At 54.5% G+C, this 24,778-nt stretch carries 24 protein-coding genes and 1 riboswitch; of the genes, 21 read left to right on the top strand and 3 right to left on the bottom strand.

What is annotated here, in order from left to right; genetic code table 11:
- The first annotated feature begins 2 nt into the window (after positions 1-2).
- Positions 3-109, top strand: a riboswitch (SAM riboswitch).
- An 87-nt stretch (positions 110-196) separates the two neighbouring features.
- The 19 genes from metK (at position 197) to HMPREF9166_RS05390 (ending at position 19,052) form a co-directional block, all read left to right on the top strand.
- Positions 197-1,381, top strand: coding sequence for a methionine adenosyltransferase (gene metK / locus HMPREF9166_RS05475; protein WP_006690135.1), 1,185 nt, complete (start codon positions 197-199; stop codon positions 1,379-1,381).
- Between the two features lie 96 nt (positions 1,382-1,477).
- Positions 1,478-3,187: a B12-binding domain-containing radical SAM protein gene (locus HMPREF9166_RS05470; protein ID WP_009752992.1), complete on the top strand. Its 1,710-nt coding sequence runs from the start codon at positions 1,478-1,480 to the stop codon at positions 3,185-3,187.
- A complete protein-coding gene (locus tag HMPREF9166_RS05465; protein WP_009752991.1) occupies positions 3,184-3,819 on the top strand; it encodes a transferase in 636 nt (211 codons plus the stop codon). Before HMPREF9166_RS05470 ends, HMPREF9166_RS05465 begins: the two co-directional genes overlap by 4 nt.
- A 21-nt stretch (positions 3,820-3,840) precedes the next feature.
- Entirely contained in the window at positions 3,841-4,065 is a 225-nt protein-coding gene (locus HMPREF9166_RS05460; protein ID WP_039981080.1) for a hypothetical protein, read from the top strand.
- Positions 4,065-5,093, top strand: coding sequence for a 3-oxoacyl-ACP synthase III family protein (locus tag HMPREF9166_RS05455; protein WP_009752989.1), 1,029 nt, complete (start codon positions 4,065-4,067; stop codon positions 5,091-5,093). Before HMPREF9166_RS05460 ends, HMPREF9166_RS05455 begins: the two co-directional genes overlap by 1 nt.
- Positions 5,090-5,854 carry an SDR family NAD(P)-dependent oxidoreductase gene (locus tag HMPREF9166_RS05450; RefSeq protein ID WP_009752988.1) on the top strand — a complete coding sequence of 255 codons (765 nt, stop codon included), beginning with the start codon at positions 5,090-5,092 and terminating at the stop codon, positions 5,852-5,854. The genes HMPREF9166_RS05455 and HMPREF9166_RS05450 overlap by 4 nt, the downstream gene beginning before the upstream one ends.
- Before the next feature lie 17 nt (positions 5,855-5,871).
- Positions 5,872-6,906: a 3-oxoacyl-ACP synthase III family protein gene (locus HMPREF9166_RS05445; protein ID WP_009752987.1), complete on the top strand. Its 1,035-nt coding sequence runs from the start codon at positions 5,872-5,874 to the stop codon at positions 6,904-6,906.
- A gap of 13 nt (positions 6,907-6,919) precedes the next feature.
- Positions 6,920-8,008, top strand: coding sequence for an FkbM family methyltransferase (locus HMPREF9166_RS05440; protein WP_009752986.1), 1,089 nt, complete (start codon positions 6,920-6,922; stop codon positions 8,006-8,008).
- Positions 8,009-8,022: 14 nt separating this feature from the next.
- Complete coding sequence (locus HMPREF9166_RS05435; protein ID WP_009752985.1) at positions 8,023-8,505, top strand: 3-hydroxyacyl-ACP dehydratase FabZ family protein; 483 nt, start codon at positions 8,023-8,025, stop codon at positions 8,503-8,505.
- Positions 8,506-8,525: 20 nt separating this feature from the next.
- On the top strand, positions 8,526-10,331 hold the full coding sequence (locus tag HMPREF9166_RS05430; RefSeq protein ID WP_009752984.1) for a thiamine pyrophosphate-binding protein: 1,806 nt from the start codon (positions 8,526-8,528) through the stop codon (positions 10,329-10,331).
- Positions 10,324-11,370 carry an N-acetylneuraminate synthase family protein gene (locus HMPREF9166_RS05425; RefSeq protein ID WP_071586077.1) on the top strand — a complete coding sequence of 349 codons (1,047 nt, stop codon included), beginning with the start codon at positions 10,324-10,326 and terminating at the stop codon, positions 11,368-11,370. Before HMPREF9166_RS05430 ends, HMPREF9166_RS05425 begins: the two co-directional genes overlap by 8 nt.
- Positions 11,367-11,609, top strand: coding sequence for a hypothetical protein (locus HMPREF9166_RS05420; RefSeq protein ID WP_009752982.1), 243 nt, complete (start codon positions 11,367-11,369; stop codon positions 11,607-11,609). Before HMPREF9166_RS05425 ends, HMPREF9166_RS05420 begins: the two co-directional genes overlap by 4 nt.
- A gap of 32 nt (positions 11,610-11,641) precedes the next feature.
- Complete coding sequence (locus HMPREF9166_RS05415) at positions 11,642-13,057, top strand: AMP-binding protein (RefSeq protein WP_009752981.1); 1,416 nt, start codon at positions 11,642-11,644, stop codon at positions 13,055-13,057.
- Positions 13,047-14,126: an acyl-protein synthetase gene (locus tag HMPREF9166_RS05410; RefSeq protein WP_009752980.1), complete on the top strand. Its 1,080-nt coding sequence runs from the start codon at positions 13,047-13,049 to the stop codon at positions 14,124-14,126. The genes HMPREF9166_RS05415 and HMPREF9166_RS05410 overlap by 11 nt, the downstream gene beginning before the upstream one ends.
- The gene (locus HMPREF9166_RS05405; RefSeq protein ID WP_009752979.1) at positions 14,110-15,309 is read left to right on the top strand and encodes an acyl-CoA reductase; all 1,200 of its coding nucleotides are present in this window, start codon (positions 14,110-14,112) and stop codon (positions 15,307-15,309) included. The genes HMPREF9166_RS05410 and HMPREF9166_RS05405 overlap by 17 nt, the downstream gene beginning before the upstream one ends.
- Positions 15,310-15,326: 17 nt before the next feature.
- Positions 15,327-16,082, top strand: a complete 756-nt coding sequence (locus tag HMPREF9166_RS05400) for a hypothetical protein (RefSeq protein WP_009752978.1) — start codon at positions 15,327-15,329, stop codon at positions 16,080-16,082.
- Positions 16,083-16,089: 7 nt separating this feature from the next.
- Positions 16,090-16,284, top strand: coding sequence for a chloramphenicol acetyltransferase (locus HMPREF9166_RS12915; RefSeq protein WP_009752977.1), 195 nt, complete (start codon positions 16,090-16,092; stop codon positions 16,282-16,284).
- Between the two features lie 15 nt (positions 16,285-16,299).
- Complete coding sequence (locus HMPREF9166_RS05395; protein WP_009752976.1) at positions 16,300-17,919, top strand: glycosyltransferase; 1,620 nt, start codon at positions 16,300-16,302, stop codon at positions 17,917-17,919.
- A 26-nt stretch (positions 17,920-17,945) separates the two neighbouring features.
- Positions 17,946-19,052 (top strand): DegT/DnrJ/EryC1/StrS aminotransferase family protein, encoded by a 1,107-nt coding sequence (locus HMPREF9166_RS05390; protein WP_009752975.1) that lies wholly within the window; start codon positions 17,946-17,948, stop codon positions 19,050-19,052.
- Positions 19,053-19,116: 64 nt separating this feature from the next.
- On the opposite strand, the gene HMPREF9166_RS05385 is transcribed toward HMPREF9166_RS05390, so the two are convergent.
- The 3 genes from HMPREF9166_RS05385 to HMPREF9166_RS05375 form a co-directional block, all read right to left on the bottom strand.
- Positions 19,117-20,256, bottom strand: a complete 1,140-nt coding sequence (locus HMPREF9166_RS05385; RefSeq protein WP_039981076.1) for an acyltransferase — start codon at positions 20,254-20,256, stop codon at positions 19,117-19,119.
- Complete coding sequence (locus HMPREF9166_RS05380; protein ID WP_009752973.1) at positions 20,243-20,977, bottom strand: SIMPL domain-containing protein; 735 nt, start codon at positions 20,975-20,977, stop codon at positions 20,243-20,245. The genes HMPREF9166_RS05385 and HMPREF9166_RS05380 overlap by 14 nt, the downstream gene beginning before the upstream one ends.
- An 83-nt stretch (positions 20,978-21,060) precedes the next feature.
- Entirely contained in the window at positions 21,061-21,363 is a 303-nt protein-coding gene (locus HMPREF9166_RS05375) for a hypothetical protein (protein ID WP_009752972.1), read from the bottom strand.
- A gap of 180 nt (positions 21,364-21,543) precedes the next feature.
- Between HMPREF9166_RS05375 and HMPREF9166_RS05370 the strand changes: the two genes are divergently transcribed.
- Together HMPREF9166_RS05370 and htpG are read left to right on the top strand one after the other, a co-directional pair.
- Positions 21,544-22,737 (top strand): glycosyltransferase, encoded by a 1,194-nt coding sequence (locus HMPREF9166_RS05370; protein WP_039981632.1) that lies wholly within the window; start codon positions 21,544-21,546, stop codon positions 22,735-22,737.
- 88 nt (positions 22,738-22,825) lie between these two features.
- Complete coding sequence (gene htpG, locus HMPREF9166_RS05365) at positions 22,826-24,775, top strand: molecular chaperone HtpG (RefSeq protein WP_006690131.1); 1,950 nt, start codon at positions 22,826-22,828, stop codon at positions 24,773-24,775.
- The last annotated feature ends 3 nt before the right edge of the window (positions 24,776-24,778 follow it).

Here is a 24,778-nt window from a genome sequence, read left to right as displayed (position 1 = left end):
ATACCTCATCCAGAGCAGTGGAGGGAATGGCCCGATGAAGCTGCGGCAACCATGGCAATGTGTGCCAACGGTGCCAATTCCTATAGGCGGAGCGCCTATGAGATGAGAGCGGCAGAAATCACAGCCTCCCACATCTCAGCGGGAGGCTTTTCTTATGGGATATGGAGAGGGAGTTACGAATTAGGGGAGGTTCTACATGAAGAAAATGCTCTTTACGTCCGAGTCCGTCACCGAAGGACATCCGGACAAACTCGCCGACCAGATCTCGGACAGCATCCTCGACGCGATCCTTGCACAGGATCCGATGGGACGTGTTGCCTGTGAGACGCTCGTCACGACGGGACAGGCACACGTCGTTGGTGAGATCTCGACCTCGTGCTATGTCGATATCCCGAAGATCATCCGTCAGACCGTGCGCGAGATCGGCTACACGAACGCCAGCTATGGCTTTGACGCTGACACCTGCGGCATCCTCGTTTCGCTCGATGAGCAGTCGCCGGATATTGCACAGGGCGTTGACCGCGCGATTGAGTCGCGTGAGGGCGATATGGACGCGGCAGAGGCGATCGGCGCCGGCGATCAGGGCATGATGTTCGGCTATGCGACGAACGAGACGCCCGAGTATATGCCGCTCACGACCGTGCTCGCTCACAAGCTGGCACGCCGCCTGACCGAGGTGCGCAAGAACGGGATGCTTCCATACCTGCGTCCCGACGGAAAGACGCAGGTCACCGTCGCCTATGAGGACGGCAAGCCCGTCTATGTTGATACGGTTGTCATTTCGACCCAGCACGACGAGGCTGTTGATCTCGCAACGATCCGCAAGGACATGATCGAGAAGGTCATTAAGGAGATCATCCCGGCAGAACTCCTGCGTGCGGAGACGAAGTATTTCGTCAATCCGACGGGCAAGTTCGTCATCGGCGGCCCGCACGGCGACTCGGGCCTTACGGGGCGCAAGATCATCGTCGATACTTATGGCGGCTGGGCGCGTCACGGCGGCGGTGCCTTCTCGGGCAAGGATCCCACGAAGGTGGACCGCAGTGCAGCGTATGCGGCGCGCTATGTGGCGAAGAACATCGTCGCGGCGGGGCTCGCTGACCGTGTAGAGATCCAGCTTGCCTACGCCATCGGTGTGGCACATCCCGTTTCCGTCATGGTCGAGACATTCGGCACGGGCAAGGTCGATGAGGAGAAAATCGTCGCACTGGTCAAGAAAACATTCGATCTGCGCCCTGCGGGCATCATCAAGATGCTCGATCTGCGCCGTCCCATCTACCGCCAGACGGCAGCGTACGGACACTTCGGGCGTACGGACGTCGATCTGCCGTGGGAGCACACGGACAAGGCGGCACTTCTGAAGAAGGAAGCCGGGCTGTAAGGCACTAAACTGATGTAGCCTAAGCTATAAATTGGGCTGCTGTACGAAGTGAGAAATTCGTATGGCGGTCCATTTTCCTATATCGGAGGGAAATCTATGCCGAAGACCGATATCACAGGCGTAAATATCATTCAAACGGGGCGGCAGGAACAGATTCAGAATCTCAATGCCCTTCCGCGCTGGGATCGAAGTCTGGTAGACTATCGCAAATACCATCAGTTTGTAGGGCAGAGTGGCATTCGTTACGAAATGACAATGCAGGCGACACGCGGCTGTCCCTATCGCTGCTTCTACTGTGATGTGCAGCATCTTACCCCCATGCATCGCCGTCGTTCCGTACAGAACGTATTCGATGAGGTGAAATATCTGCATGATATCGGTGTTCGCAAGAGCGAGTTCATCGACGATGCATTCAACGTCAACGTCAAGGAGTTCAAGGCGTTCTTCCGCAAGGTCATTGATTCCAAGATGGATATGAGCTTTTATTTCCAGAGCGGGCTGCGCGGCGATCTGCTCGATGAGGAAGCCATTGACCTCATGGTGGAGGGCGGAACGAAGAGCATGAATTTGTCGCTCGAAAGCGCGTCGCCGCGTCTCCAAAAGCTCATGGGCAAGTATCTTCGCATCGAGCGACTGCGTGAGAATCTCGACTACATCGTCCGTACATACCCGCAAATTATTATTGGATTGAATGCGATGCACGGCTTTCCTACGGAAACGGAGGAAGAGGCGCAGGCGACAGTGGACTTCGTCATGCAGGTGAAGTGGCTGCATTTTGCCCAGCTGCATAATGTGCGTATCTTCCCGAACTCCAGACTCGAGCAGGTCGCACTCGAAAATGGCGTGACGAAGCAGGAGATCGAGGAATCGTTGACGCTGCCGTACCATATTATCCCGCCGACCATCAAGCTGGATCATGATTTCTCCCGCCGTCTGCGTCTGACGTTTGTACATAAGTACATCCTAAATCCGGAGCGCCTGCGCTACGTGCTCAAAGAGCAGCTTGCTGTCATGAACGAGGAGGAGCTGATCTACAAGTATCGTACGATCTTCCCAACGCATGTCGAGACACTTGACGATATCCTTCGCCTAGCGAGGTTGAAGCGGGAATCCATCGACGTATCGAAGATGCCGAAGGCGGAGGTTCCTCATATTCATTATCCAAAGCGCACCGAAAAGACAGCAAAGGGGGCGTGCCGCATTCTGTTCGTCGATGCGAGCTACTTCTTTTCCGCTGACCGCATGAATGAGATTCAAGCCGTCGAGCCGCCCCTCGGCTGTATGGCGATCCTCTCCTATTTGAATCAACAATATGGGGATCGTATCTACGGCGAGATCGTCAAGACAGGCGTCGATGTAGATACGATGGGGGAACTGCGCGAATATGTCCAGGAGTTTCAACCGGATCTCCTCATGCTGCGCACGCTGACGTACTATAAGGATTTCTTTGTCGCCGTCATCACTGAGCTCAAAAAACTCTTTCCGCATGTGCCGATTGTGGCAGGTGGTCCGCATCCGACGATCGATCCGGAGGATTGCCTCTGTCGCGGGGGGGGGGTGGACGTATGTGTTATCGGAGAGGGCGAAATGGTCTGCGGCGAGCTGGTTGAGTATATGCTGCAGAATGGGCAGTTTCCCAATACAGAGACGCTGAAGGGGATGAAGGGCATCGCGTTCCTTGATTGCGATGGCAATGGTCGCGCCAAGACGGGTGAGGGAAAGTCGTCATCTTACTCGCGCTATCCGCTATGGACATCGAGTGACTTTGATGTGGAAAAGGCGAAACTTACCGAGGAAAGCGTATGAAGCATTTAATTATCATAGGTGTCGGCGGTTTTGCACGGGAGCTTTTTTGGAACGCACATGATTCTGTTGGGTATGGTATGGACTGGGACATCAAAGGCTTTCTCGACGGAGATGTGGAACTGGCGGCGGAGGAATATGAAAAGCTTCCATTGCCAGTGCTCGGAGATGTAGATTCGTATGTGATACAAACAAACGACTGCTTTATCTGTGCAATCGGCAGTCCGAAAGTGAAGGAAAAACTTGTGCAAAGGATTTTGTTACGTGGCGGCGAATTTATCAATGTAATCCATAATACTGCTATTGTCCACCCGACGGTGCAGATGGGACGAGGCAATATCCTCTGTCCGCTCGTGCACATCCTCGACCATGCGAGGGTTGGAGATTTCGTCACCTTCAACGGGCGCTCCGGCATGGGGCATGATGCACAGATCGGTGATTACAGCAGTGTGATGTCGGCAGTTGATATAACAGGCTACGTGCGGGCAGGAAAGCGAACGTTTTGGGGGAGCGGATCCCGAGCACTTCCGCACAGTCGCATCGATGACGATGCGACGGTCGGTGTCGCGAGCGTCGTGTTCAAGCATGTAAGGGCAGGTGCGAAGGTCTTTGGCAATCCTGCGCTGCCAATTTGATTGTAATGGGAGGTTTTACCCGTGACAGAACAGATGTTTTTAGAAGAAATGACGGATCTTATGGATACAGAAGAGGAACTTTCCATGGATACTGCCCTTTCCGATATCGAGGAATGGGACTCGTTGAGTCATGTGGCGTTTATGGCGTTTGCTGCGACAAAGGCGGGCGGAAAGGTCGCACCGGCAGACGTAAAGGAGGCGCAGACCATGCGTGATCTCTACGGGTTGCTTTGTGGAGCAAAATAATGATCGGGCTTCTTAAAGACGTAGGCATTGAGGCGTTGACGGCGACCGTGGCAAAGAACTGCGTGCCGGTAGAAGAAGTTTTGAAAGATCTGATGTCGGAAAAGAAAGCGAAGCGCCTCGCGCACGGAACGGGCATTGAGGCGCTGAGCATTGCGCCGCCGGAGATCTGCACCTCGGATCTGTGCTTTGACAGTGCGCAAAGGCTGTTCGCCGAAATAGACCAAAGTGAAATCGGTGCGCTCATCTTTATCTCGCAGACGGCAGACTATCTGACGCCTGCGACAAGTTACTATCTGCAGGACAGGCTTGGTCTTCCGCATGATATTCTCGCATTCGACGTCAATCTCGGCTGCTCAGGCTTTTGCTACGGCGTGTTTCTCGCCGGAACCCTACTGCCCGCGCTCGGCGGGCGCAAGGTGCTCATCTGCTGTGGGGATACATCGAGCCGCAACGTCCATCCGGAGGACTCCTCTATGCTATCGCTTGCGGGCGATGCAGGGGCTGCGGCTGTCGTTGCTCCGATGCAGGGCAGCGACCTCTGTTATCATATTGAGAGCTTTGGGGAGATGGCAGACTATCTTCTCGTTGCGCGCGGCGGCTATCGTGCACCCCGCATCGCGGATGAGACGGGGCTATCCCTTCACAGGGATAATTATGTCGTCATGGACGGGATGGGGGTCATGAACTTCACGATTGATGAGGTTCCGAACAACATCCGTGCGCTGCTCAACTTCGCCACGTTGGATATTGCTGCGATTGACCGTGCGATCCTCCATCAGGCGAACGCCATGATCGTGCGGACGCTTGCCGCAAAAATTGGCATGGCGGAGGAGTGTGTGCCGTTTATGAGCGGGCGGATTGGCAATACAAGCTCGGCGTCGATTCCCGTATGTCTTGCGGAGATGGCGCGATTGGGAACGTATGAGGGCGGCAGATTCCTGCTCTCTGGATTCGGCGTTGGCATGTCGATCGCATCTCTTCTCATGGATTTTTCGCGGGCGCAGGTTTTGGAGACGAATGCGATATGAGTGATGTGCAGTTTGATTTCAAAGGAAAGAATTTCGTCGTGGTCGGCGCTTCGTCCGGACTTGGTCGGCAGATTGCACTCGAACTTGCAGAGAGCGGCGCGCATGTTCTTGCCGTTGCGCGAAATGAAACGCGATTGGAGGAGTTGGCAAATGCTTCGCCGCTCATCCATGCGGCAATTCTTGACGTCCTGACGGCATCTGCAGATGATTGGACAGCTGTGATTGAGGGATTTGTTGAGCAGCATGGAAAGCTCCATGGCGGCGTGTATACGGCGGGCATATCCGGAGCGACACCGTTGCGGGGATTTGACACAGCGTTTGCCTATCGCGTTATGGAAACGAGTTTTTGGGGGGCAATTCGCGCGCTTCAGGTTATGACGAAAAAAAGGATCTCGCAGGAACGTGCATCGTTTATCCTGTTTTCTTCCGTGGCAGGACTCACAGGAGAAAAGGGGCTCTTTGCCTATTCCGCAGCAAAGGCTGCGGTCATGGCTGGGGTAAAGTCACTCGCACATGATCTGGCGCGGGATCGAAAGAGAATCAATTCAATCAGTCCCGGCTATATACGGACGGGAATGACAAGACAGTCCGAAGGAGATATGGGCGTACCTGAGAATGTCATAAAAGGACATCTTTTCGGCATAGGCGAGCCGAAGGATGTGGCAGGTATGGCTCTATTCCTATTGAGTGACAGAGCAGAGTGGGTCACGGGGCAAGATTTTGTCGTCGACGGCGGTTATATGCGCGGCGCGTGGAACTGATTAGGAAGGCTTAGGTTATGCCAATAGCGAGAATCGCCGCACTGTCGGCGGCGATACCCAAAGAACAAGTGGATATTATGGATCTCGGCTTTGATGCGGAGACGACGTGTCGGACGATGAAGCTGACGGGCGTTCATGCGGTGCGTTATGCACCGATGGAACGCACCGCATCGGACTACTGCCTACGTGCTGCACAGGAGATTTTTGATAAGACGGAGGCAGAACCTGCGGATGTGGACGGTATTATTTTTGCCACCCCGCATCCGGACTATTCCTATCCGGGCAACAGCAGCGTCATCCAAAGTGCGCTTGGCATCCCGAAGCGCTGCATTACGGTGGATATGCCTCATGCCTGTACGGGCATGATCTATGGATTCTACCTTGCCGACCTCTTTGTACGGGCAGGCGATTGCAAGAATGTGCTCGTATGCTGCGGCGATACGTCGTCGCACCATCTCAATCCGAAGGACCGCGCGATGCGTATGGTCATCGGTGACGGCGGGGCGGCGGCGCTCGTGACGGGCGGCGGCAGCGTGCCGTCACAGTATGCATTTCATCACGACGGCGACGGGCTCAAATACCTCTATACGCCGGCGAGCGGGGAGCGGATGCCGCGAGAACGCGGTGTAACAGATATCCCGCAGACGGACGCCGAGGAGAATGTCCGTACACTCGAAGATGAGTATATGGACGGCATGGAAGTCATGCGGTTCGTCATGAACGAAGTTCCTCCACGCATCAACGAGGTGCTCGACAAGAGCGGCTGGACACATTCGGATGTCGATGTTTATGCCTTGCATCAGGCGAACGATTTTATTTTGAAGAGCTTGGCCCGCGCAATGAAGCTCGATAAGCATAAAGTCCTGTTCGATATTGATGGAACGGGCAACATCGGCGGTGCATCACTCGTGCTTGCGCTCTGCCATGCAGCGGAGGCGGAACATGAGCCGTGGGAGCGCGCCGTCTTGGCGGGCTTCGGTTCGGGGCTTTCCGCTGCGGCGATGACGACGAGCCTTGCCGAGACCCGGATTTTCCACGCGATTGAACGATAAGAGGAATAAGAGTATGCTGCACATACCACATTATGAACGCAATCTGCAGGATCACATTTATGAGGATATTCAGGCAGATGGGCGTCCGATCGTCATTTACGGAGCTGGTGAGATCGGAAGATTGACTGCGGGGCTGCTCAAAGAACATGGGATTGAATCGTATGTGTATGCTGTAGATCGCGCCTATTACAAAGGCGGTATGACCGTCGGCGGGACGTCGGTTTGTTGCTATGAGGAACTGTTGCAGGAAGCGGATCGCTATCTTTTTCTGCTCGGCATCGGTCAGCCCGGTGAACGCGTCCGTGCTTTCATGGAAGATCCGCGGGGGCGACGGGTTGCCCATACGTCGCCCTATGGAAAGTTTGCGCCGATGGACTATGATTTCCTAAAGAACAATGAAGAAAAGTTTCAGGAAACATACGTACTGCTTTCGGATGATTTGTCCCGCAAGACGATGCAGGCATACATTAATTTGAAACTGAGCGGGGATGTACGCTTTAATTTTGAGGTGTTTGAGCCGGATCAGTATTTCAATGAAGTGACAGATCTTTGTCGGGGTGGAACATTCGTGGACTGCGGAGCATTTACCGGCGATACGGCAGACGCGTTTGCCCGTTGGTCCGGTGGTTCGTGCAAAGGAATCGTTGCGCTTGAGCCTGACGCATGCAATTATGAACTGCTGAAGAAGCGAGTCGCATCATTTCCGTTCTCTGTGGAAACGCATCCCGTCGGGGCGTGGTCCGAGACGGATACCCTATATTTTCGGATCAAGGAAGGATCCAGCTCACATTTTGACACGGAGAGTGAAGATGAGGTTCGCGTGGATGCGCTTGACAACCTACTCCATCAGGATGTGGATTTGATTAAGATGGATATTGAGGGCGCGGAGATGCATGCGCTTTCCGGCGCACAGGAAACGATACGACGCTGCCATCCCGTACTTGCGATTGCCGTCTATCACAAGGCGGAGGATCTTGTGACCATTCCGCAGTACATCAAGACGTTTGAGACAAAGGACGTGAAATACCGTTTCTGTCTGCGCAAGCATCAGATATTCAGCGAGATGGAACTTGATTTGTACGCATTGCCGGAGCGTCGATGAGGAGGAGATGAAGAATGGACGGGATCACAGAAAAACTGACACATATTGACGCCTATGTCATTCAGCAGTATCAGCAAAACCGGTATCCGCTCCTGTTCGTGGATGAAATCGAGGAAGCGGTGCCGGGGCAGTCGGCAAAGGGATATAAAAATTTTACTTACAATGAGTGGTTCTTCCCCGCGCATTTTGAAGATGAGCCGAATGTACCGGGCTTTGTGCAGATTGAGGCACTGACGCAGGTGTTCCTGATGACGTTTCTGACGATCCCGGAATACAAGGGAAAAAAGACGGGATTCATCGAGGTAAAGAGCCGTTTCCGCAAGAAGATTGTTCCCGGCAATCGCCTCGATGTGGAGGCGGAGCTTCATCGTTTCAGGCGCGGTCTGGCACAAGGGATTTCCAAGGGGTACGTGAAAGGGGAGCTTGCCTGTCAGGCAGAGCTTCAGATTGCGATTCCGGATGTGATGCTACAGTATCGGCCGGTGGGCGGCAAATGATTCGTTGATGGGAGGCTGGCGTGGAACGTGTTGCGGATTATGTCATGCGGCGACTGCATGAGGAAGGTGTGGGGCATGTTTTTCTGGTGACAGGACGGGGAATTCTGTTCCTCACGGACGCACTTGCGAAGGAAGAGGGGCTGACTCCTGTTCCAACCTATCATGAGCAGGGCGCCTCCTATGCGGCTATGTCCTACGCGCAGGCAAAAGAGGGACTGGGTGCATGCCTTGTCTCCACCGGATGTGCCGCGACAAATGCCGTTACTGCAGCTCTTTGCGCATGGCAGGACAATGTTCCTGTGATCTTTATCTCCGGTCAGCACATGCTTCATGAGACCACTGCATATACGAAGCTGCCGATTCGTACATACGGTTCGCAGGAGGCTGACATCATCAGCATCGTAAAGCCGATTACGAAGAATGCGGTCATGCTGCAGGATGCAAAGGATATTGCGGTCGAAATCGACAAGGCATTTCACTTTGCGATGACGGGGCGCAAGGGACCCGTATGGATTGATATACCTCTCGATCTGCAAAACGCACGGATCGATTCGGAGAAATTAGAACGATGTGCGTTGGAAGATGTATGCCCCAGAATTGCTGCGGGGGAAATGTCGGAGATCATTGCGGGACTGAGCGAGGCGGAACGTCCGATTCTCCTCTTGGGGGGCGGTGTTTGTTCGGCAGGAGCGCAGCAGTTTGCTGCGGAGTTCGTCCAAAAGGTACATATTCCAGTCGTCTTTACACCGGCTGCGGCGGATGCGTACGGCTCCGCGCATGCGCTGTCCATTGGTGCTGTCGGCAGTATCGGCGGCAGTCGGGCGGGGAATTTCGTTTTGCAGCATGCGGACTACATACTGGCTGTTGGGACGAAACTCTGTTCACAGGTGACCGGCGCAAAAGATGTTCCATTTGCGCCCTGTGCACGGATTGATATTGTCGATATCGATGCGGTGGAACATCGCAAAGCAGGAGTTCGGCGTACGGTTTTCCTTCATGCAGATGCGGGGGATTTTCTTCAAGCACTTTGTTCGATGGAACTTTCTTCCGTGCGAGAGGAATGGCAGGGGCAGTGCCTCCACTGGAAGCGTGTATTTGCGGTTCCGGAAGAGGCATTCGTCCAACAACATGCAGCACAGAATGAAATCGAGCTCTATGGATTTTCCTATGAGTTGGGGAAACACCTTCCGGAAGATGCAACCGTTATCACGGATGCAGGGCTCGAAGAGCTTATCGTTCCCGCGGTGATTCCCTATCGTTTGGGGCAGCGATGCCTCTTTCCTGCGGCACAGGGAGCAATGGGGTACGCGATCCCGGCTGTTTTGGGAGCATATTTCGCAGGAAAAAAGAACATCATAACCATTGTAGGCGATGGCTCTATCATGATGAATATGCAGGAACTCTATATCATCGCGGAGCACCGAGTTCCGGTAAAAATTTTTGTCATCAACAATAATATGTACGCTGTTATTCGCAAACGCCAAAAGGATTTGTTCCGCAAGAGGACGATTGGCAATGACCCCTCGGATGGTGTGCCGGCACCTGATTTCTCTCAGATGGCGGCAAGCACCGGGTTCGCCTATGCGAAGATTGTGGACGTGCGTGATTTATCCATGCGGATCGATGAGGTCTTGCGTATGGATGGCAATGTGCTCTGTGAGGTTATATGTACGCCGGAGCAGAAATATCTGCATCAGTCCTATGCGCTGAATGAACAGCGCCGATTGGAGCATCGTCCGCTTGAGGATTTGTCCCCGTTTATGGAGCGGGAGAAATTCGCGCGGGAAAAATTGTATTTTGACAGGGAGGGGGATGCACATGAGTGAATGCAGCTTTCGGGATGGGCGCATTGTCAGTGACTATGGTGTGCCCTACTTCGTTGCGGAGGTCAACAGCAGTCATAATGGAAATGTGGAGACTGCACGGAAGATGATTGATGCCGCAGCAGATATTGGCGCGGACTGTGTCAAGTTCCAGTCATGGTCTGCCGCGAGTCTGTACTCTAAAACCTATTATGACGAGAATCCGATTGCGAAACGATTCGTGGAGCGATTTGCACTGACATCAACCCAACTCAAGGAAATGGCGGACTATGCGCGCGCTCAAGGAATTGAATTTTCTTCAACGCCGTATTCGGAGGAGGAAGTTGATTTCCTCTTGGAGGAGTGCAGGGCACCCTTCTTGAAGATTGCCTCCATGGAACTGAATAATCCTAGATTTCTATCCTATATTGGTCGGAAGCGGGTTCCTCTGGTCCTGTCGACCGGTATGGGGACGATGGAGGAAATCCGACGTGCTGCGCAGACACTGGAAGATGCCGGCGCGGAGGAAATCTGTTTGCTGCATTGCATCTCTATCTATCCGACGAAGGTGGAGACGCTGAACCTGCGCAATATCCTTGGTCTGCGGAAGGAATTTCCGCATTTTCCCATCGGGTTTTCCGACCATACGGAGGACGATGCCGCCGCTGTCGCGGCTGTCACATTGGGCGCGGCACTCATCGAAAAGCACCTGACACTGGATCGCAGCAAGGTTGGCATGGATAACGGCATGGCGACGGAGCCGGAACCGTTCCGTAAACTGATCGACAAATGCCGCATGGTTCAAATGGGACTTGGCTCAGAAGAGCGCGAGGTGTTTCCCGAGGAGCTTGCGCAGCGCAGAAAGATGCGCCGCAGCGTTGTCGTGGTGAAAGATCTTCCGGAAGGGCATACACTCTGCGCGGAGGATCTTTATGCGAAACGTCCGGGAACGGGGATTCCGCCTGACAGGATCGAGCTTCTGGTAGGGAAAACATTGCGGCGTGCAGTGAAAGAGGATACGCTGCTGCAGGAAGATGATATTTTGGAGGATGGTATCAGATGAAGAACATGGAGAAGTATACGCAGGTTTTTGTGGAGATGTTCGGTAAAAGCGCGGACGAGGTCAAGAATCTGCACTATCAGGACATCATCGAGTGGGATTCGGTAGGGCATATGACACTCATGTCCACGCTTGAGGATACATTTGATATCATGATGGAGACGGATGATATCATCGACTTTGATTCCTATGAGAAGGGCATCGAGATTCTGAAAAAGTATAACGTCGACTTCGAAAGCTGAGAGGGCGGCGAGCCTTTTTATGAGATGGGGGGATGATTATGTGGGATTTTTCTCAGTTTCCGGAAAGGACAGCACTCATCTGTGAACAGAAGTGTCTGTCCTATCGCGAACTGGCGGAGATTTCGACGGAAATCGCATCGGCAATTCCCTCCCGAGCGCCTGTCTTTCTTTTAGCCCGCAATTCGCCCGCCGCGATTGCGGGCTATGTCGGTTTCGTGCAGAACGGAATTGTGCCCGTGATGATCGACGCCACACTCGATGCGGGGCTGCTCACCGCGCTCCGTGCGGCGTACCGTCCCTGCTATGCGTGGGTTCCGGCGGAACGTGCGGAAGAGTTTCAACCGAGCCGTGAGGTTCTGCGGCACGATGCGTATGTACTGCTCGATTTGGAGGAGAAAAGCCCCTTTCCTCTGCATGACGATCTTGCACTTCTTATGACGACATCGGGCTCTACGGGCAGTCCGAAGCTCGTGCGGCAGAGCTATGAGAATCTGCGTGCCAATACGGCGTCCATTGCAGCATATCTGCATTTGGACGAAACGGAGCGTGCCGTGACGAATCTGCCCCTGCACTATGTCTATGGGCTTTCGATTCTGAATACGCACCTTGCGGTCGGGGCGTCGGTCGTTGTGACGGAGAAGACGCTCTTTGACCGCAGTTTTTGGCAGCTCATGAGGGAGAAAGAGGTAACGACTTTTTCGGGCGTTCCCTATACCTACGCGATGTTGAAACGGTTGCGCTTTTTCCGCATGGATCTTCCTGCGCTGCATACACTGACGCAGGCGGGCGGCAAGCTCGATCCGGAGCTTCATGCGGCGTTCGCGGACTATGCCGCACAGACGGGCAAGGAATTCATTGTGATGTATGGCGCGGCAGAAGCAACGGCACGCATGGGCTATCTGCCGCCGCAGTATGCACTTGAAAAAGTCGGGGCGATGGGCGTCGCGATCCCGGGCGGCAGGTTTGAGCTCATCGATGAGGCGGGAAAGGAAATCACAGACACGTATACGGTCGGTGAGCTGGTCTACTACGGCGCGAATGTCACGCTTGGCTATGCGATGAGCGGTGCAGATCTTGTGCGCGGCGATGAGCGTCATGGGCGCTATGAGACGGGTGATCTCGCACAGCGTGACAACGATGGTTTTTATACCGTTGTCGGGCGCAAGCGACGCTTTTTGAAGATGTTTGGGAAGCGTACGAATTTGCAGGAGGTCGAGCACATCCTGCGCCAGCATTTCGGTGATATCGACCTTGCCTGTGCGGGTGTCGACGATCATCTCTATGTATTCATGGCGCAGGAGTCACTTGTCCCCGAGATCGTGCCGTTTTTGAGCGCGAAGCTGGGGCTGCACCATACGGCGCTCACGGCGAAGTATATCGCGGAGATCCCGAAGAATGCTTCGGGCAAGACGGTCTATCGGGATTTGGAGCAGTATTATGACGTATGAGGACGTGCTCGCCCTGCCGCCGTTTGACATCGCGCATGAGGAAAAGCAGGAGCTCCTGCGCGCGGGACTGTTGCAGCTGACGGAGCATCACAGAGCGCACTGCGCGCCCTATGCGCGCATGATGGAGACGATTGGCTTTTCTGCTGCGGACGTTCATTCGGTGGAGGATATTCCCTTTCTGCCCGTGCGCCTTTTTAAGGAGATGGAGCTGCGGAGTGTGGCAGAGGAGGATGTATTCAAGACGATGACCTCGTCGGGGACGACGGGACAGCAGGTATCGCGGATTTTCCTTGACCGCAGGACGGCGACCAACCAGCAGAAAACGCTTGTGCGTATCGTTTCCGAGTGGACGGGAAAAAGCCGTATGCCGATGCTTATCATTGACTGCCCTTCGGTGGTCAAGAACCGTGCGATGTTCTCGGCACGCGGTGCGGGTATCCTCGGTTTTTCGATCTTCGGACGAAAGAAGCTCTACGCGCTGAATGACGCGATGGAACTGCAGCTGGATGCGATTCATGACTTTCTTGCAGAGAACGCAGGGCAGCGCGTCCTGCTCTTTGGCTTCACATTTATGGTGTGGCAGTATTTCTATCATGCTCTGCGGGCGGCGGGCGAGCGGCTTGACCTCTCGAACGCCGTATTGATTCACGGCGGCGGCTGGAAGAAGCTCGCCGCCGACGCGGTTACGCCTGCGGCGTTTCGCGCGGCACTGTGCGAGGTCTGTGGCAATATTGATGTTGCGGACTACTACGGCATGGTCGAGCAGACGGGCTGCACTTATCTTGAGTGCGCAGAGGGTCACCTCCATGCGAGTACGTACGCCGATGTCATTGTCCGTCGTCCGTTCGATTTTTCGGCGGCGGCTTTCGGTGAGCGCGGCATCCTTGAGGTCGTCTCGCTCCTGCCGGAGTCGTACCCGGGTCATGTCCTCCTGACGGAGGATGAGGGTGTGCTGCTCGGAGAGGACGACTGCCCGTGCGGGCGCAGGGGCAAGTATTTCAAGGTGCTCGGCAGGCTGAAGCAGGCGGAGCTGAGGGGGTGCAGTGATACCTATGCGGCAGCATTTTGACAGCGTGACCTATGCGCTCGGCAGTGCGGAAATCGAAATGCAGATGGCGGATGTTCGCCCGCTTCCCATTTTTTCGGCGGAAGCTGTTGTCTTTCTCAGCGCTTTCTCGGCACGGATTCTTGCCGATGCGGAGGCGAAGGCGTACCCCGACGTCGTGACGCTCGGCTTTTGGTGTCGCCCCGCCGCGCTGCGGCAAATGCAGAGAACCTACGAAGCAGAAGTGAATCGGCTCGGGCGCGGCATTGTCTTTCACATCGCACCCTCGAATGTAGCAGTGAACTTTGCCTACTCATGCCTTGCGGCATTTCTTGCGGGAAACGCGAGCATTGTGCGTTTGCCGTCGAAGGACTTCCCGCAGGTCGATGTCCTCTGTCGGATTTTCGCAGAGACGCTTGCGGAGTTTCCAGCGCTCTTTCCGTACTTCCTCTTTGTCCGCTACGGACACGTGCAGGAGGTGAACGAGCACTATTCGCGGATGTGCCAGACCCGTGTTGTATGGGGCGGGGATGCGACGATTGACGCGATACGCCGCGCAGTGCTTCCGCCGCGTACGAATGAAATTACGTTTGCCGACCGTCACTCGCTTGCCGTCATTGATGCCGACGCCTATCTTGCAGTAGAGGACAAGGAACGGATTGCGCAGGACTTCTACAACGATACCTATCTCAGCGATCAAAACGCCTGTACCGCGCCCCGCTTTGTCGTATGGCTCGGCGCAGCAGAGAAGGTCAAGGCGGCGCAGGATCTGTTTTGGCGCACACTGCACGCGCTTGTGAAGGATCGCTACACACTGCAAGGCGTTCAAGCGGTGGACAAGCTGACACAGGTCTATCGGATTGGCGCGCACGCTGCCGCGCGTCAAGTTCCCATGGAGGACAATCTTATTACGTGTGTCTGCGTGGCGGATCTGACAGAGGAGCTTGCCGCGTATAAGGCGGGCAGTGGTTTTTTTATCGAGTATGCGGCGCAGGAACTTGCAGAGATACGACCGCTGTGCGGCATTTCGTGCCAGACGCTTTCGTATTACGGTGTGGAGCGGGAGACTCTTTTGCGGGCGGTGCTCGCCATGCGTCCCGCAGGTGTCGACCGCATCGTACCGATGGGGCGCACGATGGACTTTGCGCTTGTCTGGGACGGTGTCGATCTCATCCGGACGATGAGCCGTGTGATCTCGACAATTTGAATGAAAGGGGGACGCTCATGGGGACAAAGGTGCTCGTTGTTCTCGGCGGCGATCTGGATGAGGAGCTTGTCCCTCATTATCGGCGTGCGGAGCAGGAGGGGACGCTTTCGATTGTTGGCTATGCGAGCTGTACGGAGCAGGGGCTTTCCTTTGAGGGGCTGTCGGGAGAGGTGATTGCGGAGCGTGTATTGCTCTCATGTTCGAAGCTCTATCCGATGATCGCGTATCTCAGGCAGTATGCGCCCGAGATTCCACGCGCGGCGCTGCTGGATGGACGCATTTTTCGGATGCCGGGGCTGGATGTGCCGCGTCTCTTTGCGGAAAACGTCGGTTATGCGCCGCTTCAGGCGGAACTTGCGGATCAGGAAGAAGACTTCGTAGACGTGACGCGGGCGGAGATTCCGCGCGTATGGTCGTATGGCTTGCGCACGGTCTCCCTCGGTGCGAAGAGCTACTGTGGTGCGCGGATCGAGTGGTGGTACCGTGGCGGCGTGCAGGAGGTGCGCATCGGGAACTATACATCCTTTGGTCCACACGTTGTCCTTGAGGTCGGATTGAACAATCAGCATGACTATCGCCGCGTCACTACTTATGATCCCGGCTGTATGGATTTTGACAGAAAGGATTGGTGTGCCTCTTTAGGGTATAAGAGTTATGCGGGGGGGGGGACACATTGGATCAGATGTCTGGCTCGGACGCGGCAGCCGCCTGAAGGCGGCGGGGGACAGTGGGATCCTGACGGTCGGGGATGGTGCTGTTATCGCGGCAGATAGTGTTGTTGTGAAGGATGTACCGCCATACGCCATTGTAGGTGGCAATCCCGCGCAGATCATCAAGTACCGTTTTCCTCCCGAGATGATTGAAGCCCTCCTGCATCTGCGCTGGTGGGACTGGCCGCTGGAAAAGATACATGGGCACCTGGATGTTATGAACGATCCGGCTGCGTTTTTGCAAAGACATGGACTTTGGCGATAGAAGGGAACGTTGCGTATGAATGACAGGAAAATCGCAGTCATTGCACAGTGCGATCCGAATGGCGTCTCTGCCATACGCCCGTATATCGATGCGCTCGATATACCCAATGGCTATGAAGTGGAGTTGATCGAGGTGCGCCCTGACGGGAATGTTGCGGATACATACCAGCGCGCCATGGAAGCAAGCGACGCGAAATACAAGATCTACCTTGCGCCGGGGAGCATTCTGCTACGGCTGAATTTCTTTGCGGAGATGCTGCGTGTATTTGCAGAGGATCCCGCAATCGGCATTATGGGACTCGTTGGCACAGCGCAGCTCTCGACATTGGGGGAGCTTGGCGCATCTCCGATGCTCAAGGGCAGACTGCTCTATAGCGATGATACCGCCTTTCATGGAGCGGCGGTCGAGAGGGCGACGGAGGAGGTCATGGCGGTAAGCAGCGATCTGATCGCCACACAGTACGATATTCCATGGCGCAGTGACCTTTTCCATAGCAATTGCTTTTTTGCAGAAGCGCAGTGCATCGAATTTCGCCGTAAGGGGTATCGTACGGTGGTTCCGCAGCAGGATGCTCCGTGGCTGCTCACACGTAAAAGGGAAAGTGTGGCAGATGAAGCAAGCCGCAATGTGTTTCTCGATACGTATTCAAAGGATGTTTATCCACTTGTCTCGATCGTTATTCCAACGTTTGAGCGACCGCATTACTTCCGCCTCGCACTTGAGAGCGTGCTAGCGCAGACCTACCGCAACCTGGATATCTTTATCACGGACAACTCCCATAATACGGAGACGGCAGATATGATGCGGCGCGATTTCTCAAGCGATCCGCGCATTCACTACGAACATCATCCATCCTATGGGGCACCGGAGAATTGGACACGTGCCCGCAGATACGACAATAAAGATGCAGACTATGTCAACTGGTTGATGGACGACGATCTCTTCCTACCGGATAAAATAGAGGTCATGATGGACTGTTTCTTTGCACACCCCGATCTTAGCCTTGTCACATCGTATCGGGAGTTGATCGATGCGGATGGAAATAAGCTGCCGGATCTTCCTGCAACAAGACCAATTGTTCAGGAACTCACAAAATTCAGCGGAGAAACAATTGGAGCAAATATTCTTGTCCATCTGACTAATTTTGTTGGCGAACCGACCACGGCACTGCTCAAAAAGAAATTTATGCTGGATGGACATGATCTGGGGTTTTCGGGCAGGGAGGGAAAATATCTCATATCGGATTTCCCAACGTGGCTTTGCATGCTCAGTCAGAGTAATATGATGTACTTCCCGCGACCACTCAGTCAATTTCGTTTGCACGGCGGCAATGAGCAGCTGAGTGTACAGAGCCGTATCCGTGGCACGATCAGCTGGGCCCTGGTGATTCGGCATGCGATTGAACGAAATCTGTTCCTCCATGAACTCAGCACACGTCGAATGGCAATTGCGGGGTGGCTCGTGATAGCGAGCCTGTTACTTGAAGTCGTAGCAAAGATTCCGGAAGTTTGGGAGGATACGGAACTGAAGGATCTGCTGTGCGTGCATGCAGCGATGGCGGAGGCTCTTCGCAAGGACTGCCGGATTGACTTTGATATCGACACGACGGTCACACTGCATATGGATGAGGGCTGATAATTTATGCAGAGGGGAGGAAGAACATGAGCATCATGGTGACGCGGTCGTCGATGCCGCCGATGGAGGAGTACATCGCAGAGATCAGCGATATTTGGGAGTCGCGCTGGCTGACGAATATGGGCGTCAAGCATCAGGCTTTTCAAGCGGCATTGCAGGAGTTTTTGGGCGCACCGAATATCGACCTCTTTACGAATGGGCATATGGCGCTCGAGCTTTCGCTGCAGGCGCTGAATCTTTCGGGTGAGGTTATCACGACGCCGTTTACGTTTGCCTCTACAACGCACGCGATTGTGCGCAACGGACTGGAGCCGGTATTCTGCGACATTGATCCGAATGACTACACCATGGACGTGACAAAGCTCGAGCGCCTTATCACGGACCGTACGTCTGCCATTATGCCGGTTCATGTCTATGGGAATGTCTGCAACGTAGAGGAGATCGAGCGCATTGCCCATAAGTACGGGGTGAAGGTGATCTACGATGCGGCGCATTCCTTCGGCGTGCGCTATCAGGGGAAGAGCACGGCGGTATTCGGCGATGTGTCGTGCTTCAGTTTCCATGCGACGAAGGTCTTTCACTCCATCGAAGGAGGTGCGGCGTGTTTCCACGACCGGGAGCTTGGGGAAAAGCTGTCGCGCCTGAAGAATTTTGGCATTCGTGATGCGGAGTGCGTCGACGGGGTGGGCTCGAATGCGAAGATGAACGAGTTCTGTGCAGCGATGGGGCTGTGCAATCTGCGCCATGTCGAAGGCGAGATTGCACAGCGGAAAGTAGTTGCGGAGCGATATCGTGAGCGGCTGGAGGGGATAAGCGGCGTACAGCTGAATCCGATCCAGCCGGATGTTACACCGAACTATGCCTATTTCCCTGTTGTGTTTCACGAAGCGGAGTTCGGCAGCACGCGCAACGAGGTGTTTGATGCGTTGCAGCGGGCAGATGTTTACAGCAGAAAGTATTTCTATCCGCTGACGAATACGTTCGACTGCTTCCATGGAAAGTATGATGTCAATGCAACGCCTGTTGCGCGGCATATTGCCAATCGCGTGCTCACTCTGCCACTCTATGCAGCACTGGAGGCAGGTAACGTGGATCACATCTGTGACATGATTCTTTCTTGCCGCAGGGCATAATAGTACAAAAGTCCTCTATTGAAGGTATTCCAGCTTCAATGGAGGTCTTGTCATGTGAGAACACCTATTGCTTTTTCTGATTCATTCCGATGGTCAGTTCATTCACCAGCGGGATACGCTCCCCGATGCGCCGCATGATGACCGCGCCGCACAGCGACAGCAGAAGCGCTGCCGCATACATGGCGAGGGCGAGCGGGGCGGTCAGTATGTGTCCTGTCCGATGGAGGACAGCGAGCAGATAGGTGATCGCCATCGGGTGGGCGAGATAGATGAAGTAGGAGTGCTTTCCGAGGATCTGAAACGCACGCCCCGGCATAGTCTCTGTCCCCAGCCGTGTGAAGAACGCAAAGAGTGCGAGCGATGCGCCGATGGTGTAGAAGATGCCGAGCGGTGAGAGCTGATGTGCGGTATAGATTCCCTCAAGCGGGGTATAGCCGTCCACGAGGAGCAGTTTGTAGTACCATGCGAGGAGGGCGATGAGGCTCAGAATACCGAATGCATAGAGCTGACCCGCTCGGTGCAGCATCCACGTACGAAATGTCTCCCAGTGGAGGGCAATATAGCCGCCGAGGAGGAAGATAAAGACGTAATGCACGACCCAATAGTTCAGCCGATAAAAGAGCAATGCACGCAGAAGCGATCCCTCGGGCAGTCCGTAGACGTAGAGGTTGAACGCCGTATCGAAGCTTGACCAGTAGTCAAAGGCAATCTGGAGAGCGAGGATGCCCATGAGCAGCGGAAGCGTCATGCGGCGCAGGAGGGTGCGCCAGAGCGGCATCAAGAGGTAGAACCAGATCAGAATGACCATGAAGTAGAGCTGATACTTTGCATTGCCGAAAAAGAGAATCCCCGGAATGGACAGAAGAGGCGGAAAGCCGACACCGTAGTGCCATGCGTCATGAAGAAGATAAAAGAGCGACCAGATGAGGTAGGGGATGACGACAGCATGGGCACGGCGCGTGAGGAAATCCCGATAGGAAAACGGACCGGATGGGGATCTTCCATAGAACAGACCGAACGCCGAGATAAAGAAAAAAATCGGCACGCTAAAGCGCGTGCCGATATCGAAAAGCGCTACCAGATGAATGTTTGGCGATGGGTTGGCGAGATACTCCGCGCCGATGTGGATGCCGATCACGCCCATCATAGAGATGCCGCGAATTGCCTCGACAGCAGATACGCGCGGGCGCTTACTCGACGACATAGGTCACGTTGACCGTAGCAGCGACCGAGAGTTCGCCTGGTGCGATCGGCGTCGCTGCAGCCGATGCGCCCTTCGCCATCATCATTGGCATATAGTTTTCGTTGCGCGGCATGTCTGCCTGTGTGTCGGCGTAGACATTTGCGATGCGGACGAGGCGGACGCCAAGTGCACTGGCGACCGCCTGTGCCTTCTCTTTTGCGCCGCGTACCGCATCTGTGAGAGCCTCATTTTTGGCGGCGCTCGTATCGCTCGCCGTGAAGTTCAGCGAGTCGATGCGGTTCGCCCCATTTGCAAGTGCTGCATCGATGATCTTACCGACATTGTTGAGGCTGCGCACGGTGATGACGACGGAGTTCTGTGCCGTATAGCCGATGACTTCGTTGCGGCTGCCGTCGCGCATATCGTAACGCTGTGAAAAGTCATAGTGCACGGTCTGAATGTCGCGGTCGGCGACACCGAGTGCGCGAACGGCATTGTGGACACGTGCCGTCTGTGCGGCGTTCTCTGCGTGCGTGCGTGCAGCATCCGCCTCCTCCGTGACAACGCCGACAGTGATCTCCGCCGTATCGGGGGCAACGTAGGCGGTGCCCGTTCCCCCGATCGTGATCGTCGCGGGCGTGGGTGCCGTGGTCTCGGCAGCGGATGCCGCTCCCATTGGCAGGGCAAGTGCGAGTGCGAGCACAGAGGTGCGCGCGAGCGAAGTGAACGAAATCTGCTTCATGAAAATCCTCCCTTCTTTAGAGCAAAACGCCTAAAACTGTGTTTATTATAGCATAATCTCGCAGAGGTTCAATGAAATCAGCATTAACCGAGTTCAGCGTATAGCTGCTCATTATATTTCTTTGCCGCCACGTATGCCCAGATCGCGCAGATCGGCCATGTAAGGAACACACCAAATCCAAGTGTGAAGATTCCGATGACAATGTTGACGAGAAACATGATGAGTGCACCCTTAAGTGTCGAGTAGCACATGCCAAGCGGACCAAAGAAGAATCCGAGACCAGCGGCAAGGCCGACATTTTTCGTCGACTTTACAATGATCGTCTGCGGCTTCTGCGGGGTATTTTGTTCTTGCTGCGGCTGCTGTGTGTTCTGCTCCTGATTCATGGTACATCTCCTTGTCCCTGTGACACAAAATGATAACAATCACTTCCAAGAGTATACGCGAAATGCCCGTAAAATGCAAATAGGGGAGTAGTTCTGTTTCTGAAGAGATCGGATTGCAATTCTATAGTGTGTTTGTTACAATGGCTCAATGTGAAGGAAGATAATGAAATGGGGGGAACGATGCGAATACTGCTCGCAAATTTTTCAAAGATGATCGGTGACAGCGGCGGACTTGCCAAGGTCAACATTGCGTTTGCCAATGAGATGGCGCGATACGGTCATACGGTGACGACGATATATAGCGATGATCGTGTGGGTGACTTTTTCTATCCGTTGGATGAGCGTGTAGCCACATACAATTTGCGCCACTTCCGCGGACAGACATTGCTCTTTCCTATCAGTTACAAGGTGCGGCGTGAGATTCTACGCGTGTTTAGTCAAAAGTGCGGGCGTGCCGTCAATAATGAATTTACGGAGAAGTATCTCCTACCGCATATTCAAACGATTTTGACGGAGACACAGCCCGAGATTATCATCGCATTTCAGCCCGCCTCTGCGAAAACTCTACTCTGTGATCTAAAGACACATATTCCTGTGATTACGATGTCGCATGGCGATCCTGAGGATTATTTTCATACCTATCCGACCGCCGAACTGCCCGCACTTGCACGGAGTGCCGTGTGTCAAGTACTTCTGCCGAGTTTTGCCCAACATCTTAGGAATCATTTGCCAGATACACGCGTTGAGGTGATTGGTAATGCTGTTCCGCAGTATGCGGAGCAGGCGAATTTAGCACGTGAAAAAGTGATGTACAAGATCGTCTTCGTCGGGCGCATGGTGCGTAACCACAAGCGTCCGCATCTTTTGATTGAGGCATTTACCAAGATCGCCGCAGAGTTCCCCGACTGGACGCTCGAACTCTGGGGCGCGGAAGATAGCAAATGCTATCAAAAGGAAATGCGGCGGGTGATCGCGGCGGCAGGTTTGGAAAATCGCATTTTGTTTTGCGGGACGACGACGGAAATCCCGCGCGTGTTACAGGGCTCTGATCTCTGTGTTGCGCCGAGTGCATACGAGGGATTCAGCCTTGCACATACCGAGGCGATGAGCATGGGACTTCCGCTGATCGGTTATCGAAGCTGTGTCTCGGTCGCCGAACTGATTGATGATGGTGTGAATGGGCTACTTGCAGCAGATGGAGTCATGCCCCTCGCGGAGAAGATGGCAGTGCTTATGCGAGATCGCGATTTTCGCGTGCGGATGGGGAATGCAGCCCGGGAATCCATGCGTGCTTATGCGCCCGAGATTATTTGGGGACGGTGGGAAGCATTGATGGATGAAGTTTTAGCCTCCCAACAAGGACAGCATACATGAATTTGACTTTTTGTCATTTTTCGTGTACGATAGACATAGTTTTGCATCACCTTTATCTAGTGGTGCGTAGAAACAGGGGGAACGATATATGGCAAAAGAGACATTTGAGTTTCAGGCAGAGACAAAACAGCTTCTCGAGCTGATGATCCACTCGATCTATACAAACCGCGAGATTTTTCTGCGCGAGTTGATTTCAAATGCGTCGGATGCGATCGACAAGCTCCACTTTGAGAGTCTGACGAACCGTGACATCCTTGAGGGCAACGAAAACTATGAGATTTTCCTCGTCCCGGATAAGGACAGCAAGACGCTGACGATCTCCGATAACGGCATCGGCATGTCGCGTGCAGAGGTCGTGGAGAACATCGGAACGATTGCAAAGTCGGGCACGAAGGCATTCATGGAGCAGCTGGCAAAGGCGAAGGAGGAGAGCGGCGGCGCACCGGACAAGGATCTGATCGGACAGTTCGGCGTGGGTTTCTACTCTGCGTTCATGGTTGCAGAGCGCGTGACGATCGTGACGCGCCGTGCCGGTGAGACACAGGCAACGCGCTGGGAGTCGGCGGGCGACGGCAGCTATACGATTGAGGATGCAGAGAAGGAGTCGCGCGGCACGACGGTGACGATCCACCTCGCGAAGGAGTTCACGGAGGGCGAGACGGACTACACGGATACGTTTGTGCTCGAGAGCCTTGTAAAGAAGTACTCCGACTACGTGCGCTATCCGATCCGCATGAACGTGACGACGGAGGAGATGCCGCGCGATGATGAGGGAAAGATCATCGAGGGTGCGGAGAAGATCAAGAAGACGGAGCTGCGCACGCTGAACTCGATGCAGCCGCTCTGGACGCGCGCGAAGTCCGAGATCAAGCCCGAGGAGTACAACGATTTCTTCCGCGACCAGTTCCACGAGTGGGAAGCGCCGATGGAGGTGTTCCACACAAAGGCGGAGGGAACGGTGGAGTATACAGCGCTCCTCGAAATCCCGGCGCGAGCTCCGTTCAATCTCTATCAGGCGGACTATGAGCCCGGCATTCAGCTCTACTCGCGCCATGTTTTCATCATGGACAAATGCAAGGATCTGCTGCCGGACTACCTGCGCTTTGTCAAGGGCCTCGTTGACTCGCCCGATCTCTCACTGAACATCTCGCGTGAGCTGCTGCAGCAGAGCCGTGAGCTGAAGACCATCGGACGCGCACTGGAGAAGAACATTCTCAAGGCACTGGGCAAAAAGCTCGACAAGAACCGCGAGGACTACGAAAAGTTCTGGGAGCAGTACGGCCGCGCACTGAAGATCGGCATCTACAACAGCATGTACTCCGGCCGCGATACGGTGGACAAGCTGAAGGATCTCCTGCTCTTCCACAGTTCGAAGGAGGGGAAGCTTGTTTCGCTGAAGGAATACGCTGAGCGGATGCCCGAGGGCCAGAAGAGCATCTACTACGCAACGGCAAAGGATCAGACGACGATTGAGCAGCTGCCGCAGATGGAACAGCTGCGTGAGCGCGGCTTCGAGGTGCTCTTTCTGCTCGACCCGGTGGATGAGTTCGCCATTGAGACTGTGCGCGAGTATGACGGAAAGAACTTCCACTCGATCAGCCGCGGCGACCTCGATCTTGGTGATGCGGAGAGCGAGGCGGCGAAGAAGGAAACGGAAGACATCGCCAAGGCGAACGACGATCTCATCAAGGACGTAAAAGAAGCCATCGGTGACAAGGTCGCTGAGGTGAAGATATCACAGCGTCTGCGGTCGAGTGCCGTCTGTCTTGTCGCGGATGAGGCGGGGCCGTCGCTCTCAATGGAGCAGACCTTTGCCGAGATGAATAATCCGATGTTCAAGGCGCGGCGCATTCTTGAGATCAATCCGCATCATGAGCTTTTTGCAAAACTGCAGCAGGTGCACGCGGCAGGCAAGGACAGCGAGGAGTTCAAAGACTACTGTGATCTGCTCTACACGCAGGCACTGCTCATCGAGGGTATTCTGCCGGAGAACCCCGTCGCCTTTGCACAGAAGCTTGCCAAGATGATGGCGAAGTAAAGG

The sequence above is a fragment of the Selenomonas sp. oral taxon 149 str. 67H29BP genome (assembly GCF_000146365.1).
GTDB classification, from domain to species: domain Bacteria; phylum Bacillota; class Negativicutes; order Selenomonadales; family Selenomonadaceae; genus Centipeda; species Centipeda felix.
The sequence above is the reverse complement of the archived record's forward strand: the minus strand, read 5'-3'. Positions and strand labels throughout refer to the sequence as shown.

Coding starts and splice junctions, on each gene's coding strand:
- HMPREF9166_RS05450 (WP_009752988.1), top strand. CDS start 5,090: ATGAGTGATGTGCAGTTTGATTTCAAAGGAAAGAATTTCGTCGTGGTC.
- HMPREF9166_RS05400 (WP_009752978.1), top strand. CDS start 15,327: ATGGGGACAAAGGTGCTCGTTGTTCTCGGCGGCGATCTGGATGAGGAG.
- HMPREF9166_RS05390 (WP_009752975.1), top strand. CDS start 17,946: ATGAGCATCATGGTGACGCGGTCGTCGATGCCGCCGATGGAGGAGTAC.
- HMPREF9166_RS05380 (WP_009752973.1), bottom strand. CDS start 20,977: ATGAAGCAGATTTCGTTCACTTCGCTCGCGCGCACCTCTGTGCTCGCA.
- HMPREF9166_RS05465 (WP_009752991.1), top strand. CDS start 3,184: ATGAAGCATTTAATTATCATAGGTGTCGGCGGTTTTGCACGGGAGCTT.
- HMPREF9166_RS05470 (WP_009752992.1), top strand. CDS start 1,478: ATGCCGAAGACCGATATCACAGGCGTAAATATCATTCAAACGGGGCGG.
- metK (WP_006690135.1), top strand. CDS start 197: ATGAAGAAAATGCTCTTTACGTCCGAGTCCGTCACCGAAGGACATCCG.
- HMPREF9166_RS05415 (WP_009752981.1), top strand. CDS start 11,642: ATGATTATGTGGGATTTTTCTCAGTTTCCGGAAAGGACAGCACTCATC.
- HMPREF9166_RS05425 (WP_071586077.1), top strand. CDS start 10,324: ATGAGTGAATGCAGCTTTCGGGATGGGCGCATTGTCAGTGACTATGGT.
- HMPREF9166_RS05385 (WP_039981076.1), bottom strand. CDS start 20,256: ATGTCGTCGAGTAAGCGCCCGCGCGTATCTGCTGTCGAGGCAATTCGC.
- HMPREF9166_RS05420 (WP_009752982.1), top strand. CDS start 11,367: ATGAAGAACATGGAGAAGTATACGCAGGTTTTTGTGGAGATGTTCGGT.
- HMPREF9166_RS05455 (WP_009752989.1), top strand. CDS start 4,065: ATGATCGGGCTTCTTAAAGACGTAGGCATTGAGGCGTTGACGGCGACC.
- HMPREF9166_RS05445 (WP_009752987.1), top strand. CDS start 5,872: ATGCCAATAGCGAGAATCGCCGCACTGTCGGCGGCGATACCCAAAGAA.
- HMPREF9166_RS05375 (WP_009752972.1), bottom strand. CDS start 21,363: ATGAATCAGGAGCAGAACACACAGCAGCCGCAGCAAGAACAAAATACC.
- htpG (WP_006690131.1), top strand. CDS start 22,826: ATGGCAAAAGAGACATTTGAGTTTCAGGCAGAGACAAAACAGCTTCTC.
- HMPREF9166_RS05395 (WP_009752976.1), top strand. CDS start 16,300: ATGAATGACAGGAAAATCGCAGTCATTGCACAGTGCGATCCGAATGGC.
- HMPREF9166_RS05370 (WP_039981632.1), top strand. CDS start 21,544: ATGCGAATACTGCTCGCAAATTTTTCAAAGATGATCGGTGACAGCGGC.
- HMPREF9166_RS05440 (WP_009752986.1), top strand. CDS start 6,920: ATGCTGCACATACCACATTATGAACGCAATCTGCAGGATCACATTTAT.
- HMPREF9166_RS05435 (WP_009752985.1), top strand. CDS start 8,023: ATGGACGGGATCACAGAAAAACTGACACATATTGACGCCTATGTCATT.
- HMPREF9166_RS05405 (WP_009752979.1), top strand. CDS start 14,110: ATGCGGCAGCATTTTGACAGCGTGACCTATGCGCTCGGCAGTGCGGAA.
- HMPREF9166_RS05410 (WP_009752980.1), top strand. CDS start 13,047: ATGACGTATGAGGACGTGCTCGCCCTGCCGCCGTTTGACATCGCGCAT.